This window comes from Streptomyces broussonetiae (genome assembly GCF_009796285.1).
In the GTDB taxonomy this organism is placed as follows: Bacteria; Actinomycetota; Actinomycetes; order Streptomycetales; family Streptomycetaceae; genus Streptomyces; species Streptomyces broussonetiae.
In genome coordinates this window covers 3156913-3172396 of the sequence record NZ_CP047020.1, presented here as the reverse complement: position 1 = coordinate 3172396, position 15484 = coordinate 3156913, and the positions used below count along the sequence as shown (strand labels likewise).

Sequence of the window (15484 nt, the reverse complement as noted above, 5' to 3'; positions counted from 1 at the left end):
CGGGCCCGGGTGGGCTCGTGGCGCCTTGCGACGTCCTCCAGAGAAGCAGGCACGCAGGAAGCCCGCAATCACCCCTTTTACTAGTTGTGGCCGAAACGACGGGAAACGACGGTTCTGTGGCGCGGGTCTCCCTGTGCAGGTCAGAGCGAGTGCCCGAGGTGACATATCGGGACATTTTGCGCTACTGCCCCGGATCGTAGGTGATCCGGGTCATGTGGGGTGCTTCACCGTCGTGCTGTCGCTGAGTGAGGTGCCGCGTCCGCCCGGTGACGGTTCCCGGGCCTCGAATGTGACCGCGGTCTCGAAGGCGGCCCGCCGTGTGGCCCTGCGCAGCGCGCGCAGCACCGCCGGGCCGAGGAACAGGGTCAGCACCACCGTGCACAGGGCCCGGCCCAGGTCCCAACCGAGCGAGGTGGCCAGGCAGTAGGCCGCGAAACGGGCCAGGTTGGCGGGGATGGCGGCGTGGGCGTCGAAGGAGATGTTCGAGGCGGCGGCGCCCAGGAAGGGCCAGCCCGCCAGATTCATGACCGTGCCGTAGGCGAGGGAGGCCAGGGAGCCGTACGCGGCGAGGAGCAGCAGCTCCGCCCGGCCGCGCAGGCGCACCGCCCCCGGCAGCAGCCCGGCCCCCATCGTGAACCAGCCCATCGACAGCATCTGGAACGGCAGCCAGGGCCCGACCCCGCCGGTGAGCAGGGCGGAGGCGAACATCGTCACCGAGCCCAGGGTGAAGCCGAAGCCGGGACCGAGGACCCGCCCGCTGAGCACCATCAGGAAGAACATCGGCTCGATCCCGGCCGTCCCCGCGCCGATCGGCCGCAGCGCCGCCCCCGTCGCCGCCAGCACGCCCAGCATCGCCACGGCCTTCGGCCCGAGGTCCGACTCCGAGATCGTGGCCGCCACGACCGCGACCAGCAGCACCAGCAGGCCCGCGAAGAGCCAGGGCGCGTCCTGGGCGTGCGCGTTGAGCTGTGAGGCGGGCGGAGCGAGGAAGGGCCAGCCGAAGGCGACCACGCCGACCGCGCTGACCAGGGCGAGCGCGGCGAGCGAACGGGGGCCCAGGCGGACGGCGTGCAGCCGGGCGGCCCTCATGACAGGGCCTCGCGCACCTCGGCCACGGTGAGCCACTGCTGCGGGGCGAGGATCTTCGTCACCTGCGGGGCGAAGGACGGCGAGGAGACCACGATGGAGGCGGTCGGTCCGTCGGCTATGACCTCCCCGTCGGCGAGCAGCACCACGCGGTGCGCGATCTCGGCCGCCAGCTCCACGTCATGCGTGGCCAGCACGATGGCGTGCCCCTCGGCGGCGAGGCCGCGCAGCACGCCCACCAGGCGGGCCTTGGCCGCGTAGTCCAGGCCGCGCGTCGGCTCGTCGAGCAGCAGCAGGGGCGGCCGGGCGGTCAGTACGACGGCCAGGGCGAGCGCCAGGCACTGGCCCTCGGACAGGTCCCGCGGGTGCGTGTCGTCCGTGATCCCCGGCAGCAGCTGCGACACCAGCGCCCGGCAGGTGCCGGGCTCGGCCCCGGCGTCCCGGTCGGCCGCCGCGCACTCCTCGGCGACCGTGTCGGCATACAGCAGGTCGCGCGGTTCCTGGGGGACGAGGCCGACGTGGCGGACGAGTTCGGGGGGCGCGGTGCGGTGGGGGGTGACTCCGCCGACGTGCACGCTGCCCGCGGTGGGTGCGAGCAGGCCCACCAGCGAGCCCAGCAGGGTGGACTTTCCGGCGCCGTTGCGGCCCATGAGGGCGATGGTCTCGCCGGGGGTGACGGTGAGGTCCACCTGGCGCAGGGCCGTGATGCGGTCTCGGCGGACGGACAGGGACTGGATCTCGGCGACCGTCGCGGACAGGGGGGCCGGGGCGGCGCGCCGGAAGAGGCGTCGGCGCGCAGGGTGTGTGGGGCGCCCGGCGCCGGGGCCGGACGGAGGCGGGGCCGCTTGCCTGCGCGCGCCGGGTCCCGACAGCTGTTCGCGCAGGTCGGCGGCGCGGCGGCGGGCGTCCCTGACGGTCAGCGGGAGGGGGGACCAGCCGGCCAGGCGGCCCAGGCCGACCACCGGGGGATACACCGGGGAGACGGCCATCACCTCGGCCGGGGTGCCGACGACCGGCGCCTGTGCGGGGGACGGGAGCAGGATGGCGCGATCGGCGTAGTGGATCACCCGTTCCAGGCGGTGTTCGGCCATCAGGATCGTGGTGCCGAGGTCGTGCACCAGGCGCTGGAGGACCGCGAGCACCTCCTCCGCCGCGGCCGGGTCCAGGGCCGAGGTCGGTTCGTCCAGGACCAGGACCCGGGGGTGCGGGGTGAGGACCGAGCCGATCGCGACCCGCTGGCGCTGGCCCCCGGAGAGGGTGGCGATCGGGCGGTCGCGCAGGGCCGCGAGGCCGAGCAGGTCGAGGGTCTCCTCGACCCGGCGCCGCATCACCTCCGGGGCCAGTCCCAACGATTCCATTCCGTAGGCGAGTTCGTCCTCCACCGTGTCGGTGACGAAATGGGCGAGCGGGTCCTGGCCCACCGTGCCCACCACGTCCGCCAGTTCGCGCGGCTTGTGGGTCCGGGTGTCCCGGCCGGCCACCGTGACACGGCCGCTCAGCGTGCCGCCGGTGAAGTGCGGCACCAGTCCGCTGACCGCGCCGAGCACGGTCGACTTGCCGACCCCCGACGGGCCGACGAGCAGCACCAGTTCGCCCTCCGGCACCACGAAGTCGACGCCGCGGACGCAGGGTTCGGCCGCGCCCTCGTACGTCACGCTGACGTCCTCGAAACGGATCACGAGGGCTCCTTGGGGACGGCGAAGGCGGGCAGCAGGCCGAGGAGGACCGCCGCCGCGGGCCAGAGCGGGAGCGTGGGCGCGACCAGGGGGACGACGCCGGGGTGCAGGGCCTGCGGATCGCGGGTGGAGGCGAGCGTGAGCAGCGCGGCGACGGCGGCGCCGGAACCGGCCACCAGCCAGGCCCGCGCGTCCCACGGGTCCGGGCGGTACCGGGTGCGCAGCGAGCGCCGGCCGCCCAGCTTCAGGCCGGCGAGGGCGGCGGCCACACCGGCGAGCAGGACCGGCAGCCCGTAGCTGCCGCCCTCCGCGGTGAGCAGCCCGTACGTCCCCGCGCACACCCCCAGCAGGCCGCCGAGGGTGAGCGCGGCCGTCGTACGGCGGACCCGGGCGGGGACCTCGGCGCTGCGGCCGTAGCCGCGGGCCTCCATCGAGGCGGCGAGCGCGACCGAGCGCTCCAACGCGCCCTCCAGGACCGGCAGTCCGACCTGGAGCAGCCCGCGCAGGCCCCGGTCCGGGCGGCCGCGCAGCCGGCGGGCGGCGCGCAGCCGCTGGACGTCGGCGACGAGATGGGGCGCGAAGGTGAGGGCGACGACCACGGCGACGCCGGTCTCGTACAGAGCGCCCGGGAGGGACTTGAGCAGGCGGCCCGGGCTCGCGAGGGCGTTCGCCGCGCCGACGCAGATCAGGAGGGTGGCCAGCTTCAGGCCGTCGTAGGCCGCGAAGACCAGGGCCTCGGCCGTGACCCTGCCGCCCAGGCGGATGCCCTGCGCCCAGTGGGGGAGCGGGACCTCGGGGAGGGTGAGGAGGGTGTGGGTGCCGGGGATGGGGGAGCCGAGTGCCACCGCGAAGAAGAGGCGGATGAGGAGGACGGCGAGAGCGAGCTTGGCGAAGGCGGTGTAGGAGCGGGCGGCGGGGGTGGCAGTGCGGTGCGTCGCGACGACGTAGGCGGACGCGGAGACGAGGAGGGCGAGCAGGAGCGGGTTGGCGGTGCGGGTGGCGGCGCTGCCGAGGCCCAGTGCCCAGAGCCACCAGGCGCCGGGGTGCACGGCGGCCCGGTGCCCGGTGCGGCTGCCGGGCCCTGTCGTCGAACTCCCGCCTGCCCCGCGACGACCGGACCTAGGCATTGCGTCGCCGCCGTGCCTGCCACACCGCCGCGCCCGCCAGCAGGGCCACCACCCCCGCACCGATCGGCAACCCCAGCGAGGGCCCGCCGTCGGAGCCGCTGCTCCTCTGCGTGGACTGCCTGGACTGCGTGGACTGCGCGGGCGTCGCGGTCTTCCTGCCGTCCGTCGACACCTGCTCCCCGCACCCGCTGCGCGGATAGCCCGCGATGGCGCACAGCAGGGCGTTGGTGTCGTAGCGCAGGGGCCTCGCGACGGCGGCCAGAGCCTCGGCCGTCGTCGCGTCGTCGGACACGCGCGCGCAGGCCGTACGGCCCGCCGGCGGCGTCTCGCCGGACGGCGCGTCCGCCGGGATGCCGAAGTCGAGGACCAGCGCCACCCGCTTCATCCCCGACCTGGCCGGTGTGGTCGAGCAGATGGCCCCGAAGTCCGCCGTGCCGCGCGGCCGGCTCGCGTCGGCCGAGTCCGCGCTGACCGCGAAGCGGAAGCCCTCCACCGCGCCGTCGTCGGGACGGGCGGTCGAGGGCCCCTGCGTCGCGTACGTCCAACGGCCGTCCGTCCGCTCCCAGAAGGACCAGTAGCGGTAGCCGGTGGCGTGCGCCTGGGTCGCGGCGGCCGTCAGCAGGACGAGCGCGGCCAGCGCCAGGCTCGCCGCACGACGGATCACGGCTGCTGCTTCTTCCGGCCGCTCAGCAGGAAGCCGATGCCGATGCCCGCGACTAGGCAGACGCCGACGAACCACCAGAGGCCGAACGACGAGTTGCCGTCCGACTTCTTCTTCGTCTCGTGCCCGGTGGAGGGCATGCTCGGGGCCGGGCCCTGCGCGTTGAGGGACCGGACGAGGCTGGTGCCGCCGAAGTCACCGGGCTGCGCGCCCACCGCGTGCGCGGCGAGGATCAGCTGGGCGTAGGCCGCCGGGCCGCTCTGCTCGGCCCACTTGAGGGCGTTGTTCTCCAGCCAGGTGTACGACTGCAGCGCCTGCGTGACGCGTCCGTCGGCGGCGAGCGCGACGACCGTGTCCGCCGTGTTGCCGTAGTCCGGCTGGTCCATGGCGCCGGGCAGAGTCGACGTCAGGTGGCCGGTCTTCGCGACGACCGAGGCCAGGTTCGCGCCCGCGTTGTCCGCGATCTGCGCCGGGGTGAGGTGCTTGCCCAAGACGCACGTGGTGCTGCCGGGTGCCTTGCCGGCCGTTGTGACGAACCCCTTGCCGAGCGCGCCGAGCACGCCCGCCGCCGACGCGTCGGCGTTGGCCAGCAGTTCGCCCTTCTTGTCCGGCTGGAAGGCGAGGGCGCCACCGCCGGTCCTGTCGCAGGGGACGGCCATGGCGGCAAGCAGGTCGTAGGGGGACTTGCCCGCCTTGGCGACCTTCGCCGGGTCCGTGCCGGTCGCGGTCAGCGCGCCGATGACGACGGAGGTGGAGTTGGTGTCGCTGGCTCCGCCCGGGGCGTAGCCCCAGCCGCCGTCCTTGTTCTGCACGGACTTCAGCCAGGTCATGGCCTTGCCGACGGCGTCGTCGTGCCCGCCGGCGGCCTTCAGGGCCTGGACGGCGGCGGCCGTGCTGTTGGTGTCCACCATGACCTTGCTGTCGCAGGCCTTGGCCGGGTCGGCGCGGAACGCGGCGAAGGAGCCGTTCGCGCACTGCTGGCCGGCGAGCCAGTCCACGGCCTTCGCGGCCGGTTCGTAGCCGAGCGTGCGCTGGGCGATCAGCGTCAGCGACTGGCGCCACACACCGTCGTACGTCGGATCGGAGGTGCCGTACAGCCCGGACGGGATCGCGCCCTTCGGGGACGGGGACGGCCCGGCGGCCGTGGCGGGCGCGGCGGCGGCCAGCACGCCTACGACGGCGAGAGCCGCTGCGCTGCGGCGGACGTTCATGGTCGGCGACTGCCTCTCCTGCGGGGAGCCGGGCAGCGCACGGGACACCCCGGGCGGCTCGGCTCCGTAGACCTCGACGGTGCCGTGCGCGGCGGGCCGCCGACGCACGTGAGCCGGTCAACGTCCCGTCCGGGGCAGTCCGGCTCTTACGGTTGCGGGTCAGCGCCGGAATTGCACCGGCTTTCCCCTGTACGGGTGTGATGACGACCCCGCCACCTTACCGGCAGCCCCGCGCGGCCCGAGGAGTGGCTGTGCGCACAGGACGGTCGTGACCGGGGTCACGCGGTGGACGGCCGCCGTGACCGCCCCGCACGCCCCCGAACGCACCCCCCACCGTGCGCCGGACGGCCCCCCCCGCGGCGAGAGCGTCATGCGGCGTCCAGCGCCCGATCGCACTCCGCCACGTCCTCCCCCTCCACCACCCAGTACATCCGCCGCCGGCGCTGCCGGGAATCCGTCGACTCCGCGAAGCGGACCGCCGCGGCCCGCTGCCGGCTGGGCGAGAGGTCCACGCCCGTCCCGCACGCCAGTGCCACCGCCACCTCCGCCAGATCGACCCCGGTCGCCCGCTCCACCAGCGAAGGGATCAGATCGCCCGGCAGGTACGGCGCGACCCCGGTCACCCGGGGCCCGCGTCCGGTCACCCGGAGCCCCACATGGGCGACGGTGTGGTTGAGCCCCAGGGCCCGTACCGCCCGCTCGACGGTCTGCCGCAGGAAGCGGTTGTGCAGCAGTCCGTCGTGTGCGTGGACGCAGTGCCGCAGCGGCAGGCGCCCCGGCGGACCCGGCGTCGTACGGGTGAGCGCGGCGATGCGGACCTCGTCGTCCAGGACGACGGTCTCGGCGGACACCAGCGGACCGTCGGCGTCCCCGGGCTCGTCGGGCAGCACCTGGTGCAGGGCGAGCCGGGCCCGTACCGCCGCCGGGTCGGCGCAGGCCGCCGCCGCCTCGTACGACGGTCCGGGCAGGCCCAGTTGTCCGGTGACCCGTGCGGTGGTGACCAGGTGCCCCCTGGTCCAGGTGAGCACGCCGGCGATCCGTTGTCCGTCCGCGTACCGCGCGATCGTCCCGGCCGTCTCCGCCTCCCGCTCGGGGTCGGTGGCGAGATGGCCGGACAGGAAGGGCTGCGCCCAGCCGGGCACGGTGGTGTCGACCAGGATCACCGGGTGGATCCCGGCGATCCGCGCCAGCGGGAACCCGTACGCGGCCGGGCCGGCCCCGAGCAGAAGGACGGGCTGCGGCATCGGCGCATCACCTTCGCGGGGGGCGGGGCAGAGAAACACCCCGGATGCCGCTCCCCCATAGGCGGCACCCGGGGCGGGTCGAAAGCTTGCTCTCTGTGCCGTGATCCTCACCCGCCGCGCCCTCAACTGTCAACTATTACTGCCGCATTGGGCAGGGAGCGTTGTCACGTCTGGTCGGCGACCGGGCGACCGGGTAGCCTCGCGTTCCGTCCGGTCATCACACGGACGACACACACTCAGGGGGGACCTCGGTGAGTGATGCCTACATCTCGCTGGCCGAAGTCCTGGCCAGACTGGGGGAGTTGACCGGTCGGCCCGGTCGGCTGCCGGAGACCCTCGACGTGACCGGCCTGTCCCATCGCACCGGCATTCCCGTGCCGGTCGTCGTCGACCTGCTGGGCGGCGGGCGGGCGCCCGAGAGCGGTCTGGCCCAACGGGTGCGCCAGCGACTGGACTTCATAAGGGAGACCCGGCGCCGGCCCGACGGCAAGCGGTACTCGCTGGACGAGCTGGCCAGGATCGCCGGAACCAGCCGGCAGTGGCTGAGCGAGTGGCGCAAGTGCGGGATGCCGAGCCTGGAGCACACCGACCGGCTGCGCCGCTTCTTCGGTCTGCCGGCCGGCTTCTTCACCGCCGACGAGCCGGAGGCGCTGCACGAGGCCCTGCAGCCGGTGCTCCAGGGGCTGGAGGCCGAGGCGGATCCGCTGCTCAGGCTGCGCGAGAGCGGCCTGGTCCGGCTCGCCGCACGGGCCCCGCAGATGAACGCCCGCCAGCTCGCCACGCTCGCCGACCTGGCCGAGATGATCATCTCCTCGGAGCGGGCGGAGGACACCCGCCGGTGAAGCCCCCCAAGCCCCCCAACTCCGGCAGGTCCGCCAGGTCGCCCAAGCGCTTCCTCGACCGGCTGGTGCGCGACACGGCCCGCACCCTCACCCCGCCGACCGACGCCGAGGCCTTCCTGCACGCCCTGTGCGCCACGCTCAGCCCGCAGCTCGACCGCCCGATCCGGCTGAAGTTCGTCACCTTCCCGCCCGGACTGGACGTCTCCGGGGTCACGCTCGCGCTGGACGAGCAGTACATCGTCGTGGTCGAGGACCGCGCCCCCGACCCGCACAAGTTCGTCATCGCCGGGCACGAGATCGGCCACATCCACTACGGCACCCTCGACGTGCACCATCCGTCCGGGCCGCCCGCCGCCGCGCGCCGCCTGCTGTCCCGGTACTCCGTGGGCCACGGGGACTCCGGGGAAGCCGGGGACTTGCGCGACGACGAGGACATCCCCTGGGACCAGGTCGTCGCCATGGCCACCCGGTCGCCGGCCGCCGCCGCTGCCGCCGCCGCGGCCGAGTGGGAGGCCGAGGAGTGCGGGCTGCGCCTCGCCGCGAAGTTCTCCAAGGTCGTCGGGCCCGGCGCGGCCACCGGCCGGACCACCCAGGACACCCTCACCGGCCGGCTGTCGTCCTCCCTGGGCAACATCGGCGGACCGTGATGCGCTGGGACATCTCCGGCACCTTCGCCGCCTACGCCGTGCCGGCCGTGCTGTTCGTCGTGGCCTTCGTGATCAAACTGCCGCTGCTGCGCCGCGCCTGGCAGGACCCCATCCTGCGGGCCACCGCGCTGCTGCTCGGCATCGGCGCGATCGTCTTCGCCTCGCTGCCGCCCGCCAACCTGCACCGCATCAACCGGATCACCGGCGTCCCCAACTTCGCGGGCGTGTGGGTCTATTCGCTGCTCACCGCCTACTGCGGCGCCTGCCTGTGGCTCATCATCACCTGGCGCGAACCCCCGTCCGCCGTCCGCCGCCGGCGCACCCGCCTGGTGTGGATGGCGTACTCGGCCATCATCGCGGGCCTGTGGACGACGTTCTCGCTCGGCGACCACCACGTGGAGCGGCTGCGCGACCTCGACACCTACTACGCCGACACACCCTGGATGCGCGAGTTCGGGATGCTGTACCTGGTCGCGCACCTGGTGTCGGCGCTGGTCGCGGCCGGCATGCTGTGGGCCTGGTACAAGGAGGTCGAGGACACCTGGCTGCGCCGGGCGGTGATATTCCTCCAGGTCGCCTACGCCCTCGGGCTCGTCTTCGACGTCGCCAAACTCGCCGCGATCGGCGCCCGCTGGAGCGGCCGGGACTGGGACTGGCTGTCGACGTACGTCGCCCCGCCGTTCGCCATCGCCGAGGCACTGCTGGTCGCCATCGGGTTCATCGCCGGGCAGGCCGGCCCGGTGGTCGACGAGCGCCGACGGCTGGTGCGCACCCACCGGCGGCTGCGACCGTTGTGGCAGACCATGGTGACGGTCACCGCCCCGGCAGCACCCGCGACCGGCCGGGTCAGCGGTGCCGCCCTGCGCCTCGAACTGCGCCGGGCCGCCATCAACGACGGTCTGCTCAGACTGGCCCCGCACCTCAAGCGGGCCCGGCGCGAGCGGGTCCGTACGGCCGCCGTGGCCGCGGGCCACCCGGACGCCGAAGCACTGGGCATCGCCGGGGCGGTGGACATCCTGATCGCGGCCGACGTGCTGCACGGCCCGGCCGGCGGGGACGAACCGCCCGCCGCGGGCCGGGCGGACGAGGCGGGACGGCCCCTCGCCGCGGCCGCCCTCTCCGACAGCGAGCTGGACTCCATCGCGCAGGCGTTGCGGTTCCACATGCCGGTCATCGACAGGTTCCGCCGGGAGGCGGCCGCCACGGAAGGTCTCACCGCACATGCCTGACACAGGCGCTGACATACGCACCGCCCGCCGCAGAGCGGTCGTCATCGGCGGCAGTACGGCCGGCATGCTCGCCGCGTCCGTGCTCGCCACCCGCTTCCACGAGGTGACCGTCGTGGAGGCCGACCGGCTGCCGGCGGGCCCCGAGCCCCGCAAGGGGCTGCCCCAGGCCCGCCACGCCCATCTGCTGTGGTCCGGCGGGGTGAGCGCCCTGGAGGACCTGCTGCCGGGCATCACCGGCGAGCTGACCGGGCAGGGCGCCGGACTCGTCGGTGTGATGGCCGACCTGGTCAGCAAGGCGCCCTCGGGACAGTGGTTCCGGCGCTTCACCGACTCCCGGCACCACCTGATCGTGTGCAGCCGGGACCTGCTGGACGCGGTGATCCGCGGACACGTCCTCGCCCGGCCCCGGATCACCCTGCTCGACGGCACCCGGGCGGCCGGCCTGACGGGCGGGCACGACCGGGTGACCGGCCTGCGGCTACTGCGGGGCTCGGACGGCCGGGAGACCACACTGGACGCCGACCTGGTGATCGACGCGGGCGGGCGCGGCTCGCAGGCGGCCACCTGGCTGCGCGCGCTGGGCCACGCCCCGGTCGCGGAGCGCGTGGTGGACGCGGGCGTCGTCTACGCCAGCCGTCTCTACGCGGCCCCCGACGGCACCCTCGGCCGCCGCTACCCGGTGGTCAACGTCCAGGCCGACCCGCGCGAGGCACCCGGCCGCGGCGGGGTCGTCGTACCGATCGAGGACGACCGCTGGCTGGTCACGCTCTCCGGCACCCGGGGCGGGCAGCCCACCGCCGACCCCGACGCCTTCGAGCACTTCGCGCGCACCGGTCTGACGGACCCGATCATCGGCCGCCTGCTGGCCCGGGCGAAGCCACTGACCGACCCGGTGACCACCCGCAGCACCGCCAACCGCCGCCGCTACTACGAGAAGTCCGAGACCTGGCCCGAGGGCTTCGCCGTCCTCGGGGACGCCGTCGCCGGCTACAACCCGGTCTACGGCCACGGCCTGACCGTCGCCGCGCAGAGCGCCCTCGCCCTCGGCCGGGTCCTCGACCGGTACGGTCCCACCGCCCCCGGCGCCGCCCGCCGCGTCCAGCGCGCGGTCGCCCGCCCGGTCGGCAACGCCTGGAACCTCGCGGTGGGCCAGGACGCCTACTACCCCGGTGCCACGTCCGAACCGCCCACCCTCGTGGAGCGGATGCTCAGTGCCTACGTCGACAAGGCCGTGGCCGCGGGCTCCGGCAACCCGCGCGCCCTGCAGGGCCTGCTGGACGTGATGAGCCTGAAGGCCCCGGCATCCCGGCTGTTTGCCCCCGACATGCTCTGGAACATCGCCACGGGCCCCCGCAGGGCCCCGCTGTCCGGCCCGCCCCTGAGCGAGACGGAACGCAGGGCGGCGGGCCTCAACTAGCCCGGCCGGCACGAGGGGTCGGCCCGCCCAGGGGCAGCCGCAGCACCCGGTGGGCCAGTAGCCAGCGCCCGTCCGCCCGGCGGAAGGAGTCCTCGTACTGGCCGACCTGGACGGGCGGCCCGGCGGGCACCATGCCGCCCTCGTACCCGTCGACCCGGTAGGTCGCGAAGTACGAGACGGCGGTGGCGGTGTCCGGCCCGGTCACGGTGACGAGGACGTTGGACAGGAACCGGCGCGAGAGCCGGTCGGCGGGCCGCGAGCCGAAGTACGCGGCCAGCGCCTCGCGCCCCGTCACCCGCCGCCCGTCCCCCGGCGGCGGCCACTGCCAGCTGCCGTCCTCGGTGAACAGCCCGGCCACCGAGGCCGGTTCACCGAGGTCGAGGCGGTGGACGAAGTCGGTGATCACACGCTCGCAGGCGCGCTCGGCAAGCAGGCGCTCCAAGGGGTCCATGAGGCTTTCCAACCGCACACAGGCGGGGGCCGCAAGCGAACTACCGGCTCACACCGCCACGTACGCCACCGGGTCGCTGCCCGCCACCGCCTCCGCCCGCCCCTGCTTGACCAGCCGCCGCAGATGGGCCTCGGCCTCCGAGACGGCGATGTTCCGTGACCCCAGCGGGATGTGGTCCCACGGACGGTTCCACTCCATGCGCTCGGCGACCTGCCAGGCGGTGAGCGGCTCGGCGAGGAGGGCCAGCAGGCCGCGGAGCCGGTCCTCGTGGTGGTCGAGCAACTGGCGTACCCGGCCGGACGCGTCGGTGAAGGCGTGCTGATGGGCGGGGAGGACCTCGGCCGGGGCGAGCCGGCCGATCCGCTCCAGGGAGTCGAGGTAGTCGCCGAGGGGGTCGGTGACGGTGGCGTCGTCGGGATCCTCGTAGAGGCCGATGTGCGGGGTGATCCGGGGCAGCAGATGATCCCCGCTGAACAGACGCCCGTTTCCCGGCAGTTGGGCCGGATGCCGCTCCTCCAGGTGCAGGCAGACGTGGCCCGGCGTGTGGCCCGGGGTCCAGATCGCGCGCAGCCTGCGGCCGGGCAGGTCGATGAGTTCACCGGGGACGATCTCCCGGTCCGGGAGGGCGGGGGCGAGACCGGGCAGGGTGCGGGGGGTGCGCAGCGGCGCCAGATGTTCCTCCGGGGCGCCGGCCGCCGCGAGCTTGGCGCTCATATAGGTGAACCAGTGCTCCGGCCGGGCCTCCCGGGTGCGCCTGACGACCGCGGTGTCGGCCGCGTGCATCGCCACCCAGGCCCCCGAGGCCTCGCGCACCCGCGCCGACAGGCCGTGGTGGTCGGGGTGGTGGTGCGTGACGACGACGCCGTACACCTCCGTCACCGCCGTACCGCACGCGGCCAGTCCCGCCGTGAGCGTGTCCCAGGACGCGGGATCGTCCCAGCCGGTGTCGACCAGCACCGGGCCGCGATCGGTCCCGACCACGTACACCAGCGTGTGGCCGAGGGGGTTGTCCGGGATGGGGACCGCCACGGACCGTACGTCCCCGCCGTGATCGAACGTCGTCGTCATCAGACCCTCCGCCCCGTCGGCCGCGCTGCCGCACGGCCATTGCCCACTATAACTAGAACTGATATCAGTTCTGAAACAGCGTCAGAAAGGTGGCGGGCATGACGGAGCTCGTGGAACACGGACAGCTGTTCATCGGCGGGGAGTTGACCGATCCCTTCGGCAAGGACGTCATCGAGGTGATCTCGCCGCACACCGAGGAGGTCATCGGCCGGGTGCCGCACGCCTCCCGGGAGGACGTCGACCGGGCCGTGGCCGTCGCACGCCGCGCCTTCGACGAGGGGCCGTGGCCGCGGGCGACGCTCGAGGAGCGGGTCGGGGTCGTCACCCGGATCAAGGACGGTATCGCCGCCCGGCACGAGGAGATCGCCCGGGTGATCTCCGCCGAGAACGGCTCCCCGTACTCCTGGAGCGTCCTCGCCCAGGCGCTCGGCGCGATGATGGTGTGGGACGCGGCGATCAAGGTTGCGAAGGACTTCACCCACGAGGAGCGCCGCGCCGGGGTGCTCGGTCCGATCCTCGTCCGGCGCGAGCCGGTCGGTGTCGTCGCGGCCGTGGTCCCGTGGAACGTGCCGCAGTTCGTGGCCGCCGCCAAGCTCGCGCCCGCGCTGCTGGCCGGCTGCACGGTCGTACTGAAGCCGTCCCCGGAGTCCCCGCTGGACGCGTACGTGCTGGCGGAGATCGCGCGCGACGCGGGGCTGCCCGAGGGCGTCCTGTCCGTCCTGCCCGCCGACCGGGAGGTCAGCGAGTACCTGGTCGCGCACCCCGGCATCGACAAGATCTCCTTCACCGGGTCGGTCGCGGCCGGCAAGCGGGTGATGGAGGTGGCGGCCCGCCATCTCACGCGTGTGACCCTGGAGTTGGGCGGCAAGTCGGCGGCGGTCGTCCTGCCGGACGCGGAGGTGCAGACGGCGGTGTCCGGGATCGTCCCGGCCGCCTGGATGAACAACGGGCAGGCGTGCGTGGCCCAGACACGCATCCTCGTCCCGCGCGCCCGTTACGACGAGTACGCCGACGCCTTTGCGGCAGCGGCGAGCGCGCTGAAGGTCGGCGATCCGCTGGACCCGGCGACCCAGGTCGGCCCGCTGGTCGCCCGCCGCCAGCAGCAGCGCAGCCTCGACTACATCCGGATCGGCCAGGAGGAGGGCGCCAAGATCCTCACCGGCGGCGGCCGGCCGGCAGGTCTGGAGCGCGGTTGGTACGTCGAGCCGACCCTCTTCGGCGACGTCCACAACTCCATGCGGATCGCCCGCGAGGAGATCTTCGGCCCGGTGATCTGCCTGCTCCCGTACGGCGACGAGGCCGAGGCCGTGAAGATGGCCAACGACTCCGACTACGGACTGTCCGGCAGCGTGTGGACCGCCGACGTGGATCACGGCATCGAGATCGCCCGCCAGGTCCGCACCGGCACCTACTCGGTCAACACCTTCAGCCTGGACATGCTCGGCCCGTTCGGCGGTTACAAGAACTCGGGCCTCGGCCGGGAGTTCGGCCCCGAGGGTTATGGCGCATACCTCGAGCACAAGATGATCCACCTGCCGGCGGGGGCGTGAGGCATGGGCGACCGCTGGCACATCGAGGTCGACCGGTCGGTGTGCATCGGCTCGGCCCAGTGCCTCCACCACGCCCCCGACGCCTTCCGCCTCGACTCCGCCCGCCAGTCCCACCCGCTGTCCCCGGACACGGACGCGACCGAACCGGTCCTGCAGGCGGCCGAGAGCTGCCCGGTGGAGGCGATCCTGATCACGTTGGCGGGGAGCGGGGAGGCGGTGTTTCCGCCGGAGGAGTAACGGGCGGGCCCGGCGGCAGCGTCACATCGACCTCGATGTCCCGGGCGTGGCCGCCGGGCCGGGCGCCCTGCCCGGCGAGGGCCACGCAGCGACCGCGGCGGTCGGCCGCTCCGCTCATGACGAGGCCGGGCACGGCACCGGTGCCGCGGCGCGCACCGTCCCCTCCGGTCCCCGCCGGACCTTCGTGAAGCCCGGCCGGCTCGGCGGCGAACTGCGCCGAGGTGCGGGACCGTTCGGCTCGGCCAGGGGGTGTCGTTCGGATCAGGCCGGCCGTGAGGAACAGCGCCTGCCGGCCGACCCGGGCGGGGTCAGGTGCGCGTGCCAGGGCCCGCGACGCCGGGATGGTCCGAACGACGTCCCCTAGGCCCGCGGCGCACCGCGGCGGGGCCGCTCGCCCTCCCCGGGCTCCGTCAGGTCGATCAGCCGGCACACCGTCTCGATGTCGATCTTCACCTGGGCGATGGAGGCGCGGCCCGAGAGCCAGGTGATGAGGGCCGAGTGCCAGGTGTGCTCGATGACGCGGACCGCCGAGAGCTGCTCGGGAGTGGGATGCTCCAGACCCATCGCGTCCAGGATGATCACGGTGGTCTGACGGGAGACCTGGTCCACTTCGGGGGAGACGCTGCGGTCGGCGAAGGTCAGCGCGCGGACCATCGCGTCGGCCAGGTGCGGCTCGCGCTGCAGGGCGCGGAAGGCACGCATCAGGGTCTCCGCCACCCGCTCGGCCGCCGTGTCGCCCGCCGGGGGCTTCTTGCGCAGGGTGCCGTGCATGTGCTCCAGCTGGTCCTGCATGGTGGCGACCAGCAGGTGGACCTTGGAGGGGAAGTAGCGGTAGAGGGTGCCGAGGGCCACCTGGGAGGACTCGGCCACCTCGCGCATCTGTACCGCGTCGAAGCCGCCCCGGCTGGCCAGCTGGGCGCTCGCGTGCAGGATCCTGCGGCGGCGGGCCTCCTGCCGCTCGGTGAGCGGAGACGAGGGAGGCGACGACGGCCGGACCGTGCTGACTTCCACCTTGGATTCCGCAGGCATGGGTCCCGT

The 15484-nt window shown here is 74.1% G+C and carries 15 protein-coding genes and 1 riboswitch; of the genes, 6 read left to right on the top strand and 9 right to left on the bottom strand.

Annotation, left to right across the window (positions count from 1 at the left end):
* Window positions 1-210 precede the first annotated feature (210 nt).
* The 6 genes from GQF42_RS14670 to GQF42_RS14645 all read right to left on the bottom strand — a co-directional run bounded on the left by GQF42_RS14670 (window position 211) and on the right by GQF42_RS14645 (window position 7005).
* Window positions 211-1089, bottom strand: coding sequence for an ECF transporter S component (locus tag GQF42_RS14670; RefSeq protein WP_158920069.1), 879 nt, complete (start codon window positions 1087-1089; stop codon window positions 211-213).
* Window positions 1086-2765 (bottom strand): ABC transporter ATP-binding protein, encoded by a 1680-nt coding sequence (locus GQF42_RS14665; RefSeq protein ID WP_158920068.1) that lies wholly within the window; start codon window positions 2763-2765, stop codon window positions 1086-1088. Before GQF42_RS14665 ends, GQF42_RS14670 begins: the two co-directional genes overlap by 4 nt.
* Entirely contained in the window at window positions 2762-3889 is a 1128-nt protein-coding gene (locus GQF42_RS14660) for an energy-coupling factor transporter transmembrane protein EcfT (RefSeq protein ID WP_233273351.1), read from the bottom strand. Before GQF42_RS14660 ends, GQF42_RS14665 begins: the two co-directional genes overlap by 4 nt.
* Window positions 3882-4553 (bottom strand): SCO2322 family protein, encoded by a 672-nt coding sequence (locus tag GQF42_RS14655; RefSeq protein WP_158920067.1) that lies wholly within the window; start codon window positions 4551-4553, stop codon window positions 3882-3884. Before GQF42_RS14655 ends, GQF42_RS14660 begins: the two co-directional genes overlap by 8 nt.
* The gene (locus GQF42_RS14650; RefSeq protein WP_158930159.1) at window positions 4550-5761 is read right to left on the bottom strand and encodes a prenyltransferase/squalene oxidase repeat-containing protein; all 1212 of its coding nucleotides are present in this window, start codon (window positions 5759-5761) and stop codon (window positions 4550-4552) included. Before GQF42_RS14650 ends, GQF42_RS14655 begins: the two co-directional genes overlap by 4 nt.
* Before the next feature lie 124 nt (window positions 5762-5885).
* Window positions 5886-5957: riboswitch (adenosylcobalamin-variant (AdoCbl-variant) riboswitch) on the bottom strand.
* 172 nt (window positions 5958-6129) lie between these two features.
* Window positions 6130-7005 (bottom strand): hypothetical protein, encoded by an 876-nt coding sequence (locus tag GQF42_RS14645; RefSeq protein WP_158920066.1) that lies wholly within the window; start codon window positions 7003-7005, stop codon window positions 6130-6132.
* A 251-nt stretch (window positions 7006-7256) separates the two neighbouring features.
* On the opposite strand from GQF42_RS14645, the gene GQF42_RS14640 reads away from it, so the two are divergent.
* Genes GQF42_RS14640 through GQF42_RS14625 form a run of 4 tightly spaced genes read left to right on the top strand, consistent with a single transcriptional unit; the run spans window position 7257 to window position 11140 of the window.
* Complete coding sequence (locus GQF42_RS14640) at window positions 7257-7847, top strand: XRE family transcriptional regulator (RefSeq protein WP_158920065.1); 591 nt, start codon at window positions 7257-7259, stop codon at window positions 7845-7847.
* Entirely contained in the window at window positions 7844-8494 is a 651-nt protein-coding gene (locus GQF42_RS14635) for a hypothetical protein (RefSeq protein WP_233273350.1), read from the top strand. Before GQF42_RS14640 ends, GQF42_RS14635 begins: the two co-directional genes overlap by 4 nt.
* The gene (locus tag GQF42_RS14630; protein ID WP_158930153.1) at window positions 8494-9723 is read left to right on the top strand and encodes an MAB_1171c family putative transporter; all 1230 of its coding nucleotides are present in this window, start codon (window positions 8494-8496) and stop codon (window positions 9721-9723) included. The genes GQF42_RS14635 and GQF42_RS14630 overlap by 1 nt, the downstream gene beginning before the upstream one ends.
* Window positions 9716-11140, top strand: a complete 1425-nt coding sequence (locus GQF42_RS14625; RefSeq protein WP_158920064.1) for an FAD-dependent oxidoreductase — start codon at window positions 9716-9718, stop codon at window positions 11138-11140. Before GQF42_RS14630 ends, GQF42_RS14625 begins: the two co-directional genes overlap by 8 nt.
* Here the strand turns inward: GQF42_RS14625 and GQF42_RS14620 are convergent.
* Together GQF42_RS14620 and GQF42_RS14615 are read right to left on the bottom strand one after the other, a co-directional pair.
* Window positions 11133-11591 carry a nuclear transport factor 2 family protein gene (locus GQF42_RS14620; RefSeq protein WP_158920063.1) on the bottom strand — a complete coding sequence of 153 codons (459 nt, stop codon included), beginning with the start codon at window positions 11589-11591 and terminating at the stop codon, window positions 11133-11135. The two genes, GQF42_RS14625 and GQF42_RS14620, sit on opposite strands and share 8 nt — an antisense overlap.
* A gap of 48 nt (window positions 11592-11639) precedes the next feature.
* A complete protein-coding gene (locus GQF42_RS14615; protein ID WP_158920062.1) occupies window positions 11640-12659 on the bottom strand; it encodes an MBL fold metallo-hydrolase in 1020 nt (339 codons plus the stop codon).
* Between the two features lie 98 nt (window positions 12660-12757).
* On the opposite strand from GQF42_RS14615, the gene GQF42_RS14610 reads away from it, so the two are divergent.
* Both GQF42_RS14610 and GQF42_RS14605 read left to right on the top strand, forming a co-directional pair.
* Window positions 12758-14209, top strand: a complete 1452-nt coding sequence (locus GQF42_RS14610) for an aldehyde dehydrogenase (protein WP_158920061.1) — start codon at window positions 12758-12760, stop codon at window positions 14207-14209.
* Window positions 14210-14212: 3 nt separating this feature from the next.
* Window positions 14213-14446 carry a ferredoxin gene (locus GQF42_RS14605; protein ID WP_158920060.1) on the top strand — a complete coding sequence of 78 codons (234 nt, stop codon included), beginning with the start codon at window positions 14213-14215 and terminating at the stop codon, window positions 14444-14446.
* Window positions 14447-14806: 360 nt separating this feature from the next.
* On the opposite strand, the gene GQF42_RS14600 is transcribed toward GQF42_RS14605, so the two are convergent.
* Complete coding sequence (locus tag GQF42_RS14600) at window positions 14807-15475, bottom strand: TetR family transcriptional regulator (protein ID WP_158920059.1); 669 nt, start codon at window positions 15473-15475, stop codon at window positions 14807-14809.
* Window positions 15476-15484: the final 9 nt, after the last annotated feature.

Bases quoted from the DNA above. Each gene is read 5' to 3' on its own strand.
- GQF42_RS14600 (WP_158920059.1), bottom strand. From the start codon at position 15,475: ATGCCTGCGGAATCCAAGGTGGAAGTCAGCACGGTCCGGCCGTCGTCG.
- GQF42_RS14620 (WP_158920063.1), bottom strand. From the start codon at position 11,591: ATGGACCCCTTGGAGCGCCTGCTTGCCGAGCGCGCCTGCGAGCGTGTG.
- GQF42_RS14630 (WP_158930153.1), top strand. From the start codon at position 8,494: ATGCGCTGGGACATCTCCGGCACCTTCGCCGCCTACGCCGTGCCGGCC.
- GQF42_RS14670 (WP_158920069.1), bottom strand. From the start codon at position 1,089: ATGAGGGCCGCCCGGCTGCACGCCGTCCGCCTGGGCCCCCGTTCGCTC.
- GQF42_RS14645 (WP_158920066.1), bottom strand. From the start codon at position 7,005: ATGCCGCAGCCCGTCCTTCTGCTCGGGGCCGGCCCGGCCGCGTACGGG.
- GQF42_RS14615 (WP_158920062.1), bottom strand. From the start codon at position 12,659: ATGACGACGACGTTCGATCACGGCGGGGACGTACGGTCCGTGGCGGTC.
- GQF42_RS14650 (WP_158930159.1), bottom strand. From the start codon at position 5,761: ATGAACGTCCGCCGCAGCGCAGCGGCTCTCGCCGTCGTAGGCGTGCTG.
- GQF42_RS14625 (WP_158920064.1), top strand. From the start codon at position 9,716: ATGCCTGACACAGGCGCTGACATACGCACCGCCCGCCGCAGAGCGGTC.
- GQF42_RS14660 (WP_233273351.1), bottom strand. From the start codon at position 3,889: ATGCCTAGGTCCGGTCGTCGCGGGGCAGGCGGGAGTTCGACGACAGGG.
- GQF42_RS14610 (WP_158920061.1), top strand. From the start codon at position 12,758: ATGACGGAGCTCGTGGAACACGGACAGCTGTTCATCGGCGGGGAGTTG.
- GQF42_RS14605 (WP_158920060.1), top strand. From the start codon at position 14,213: ATGGGCGACCGCTGGCACATCGAGGTCGACCGGTCGGTGTGCATCGGC.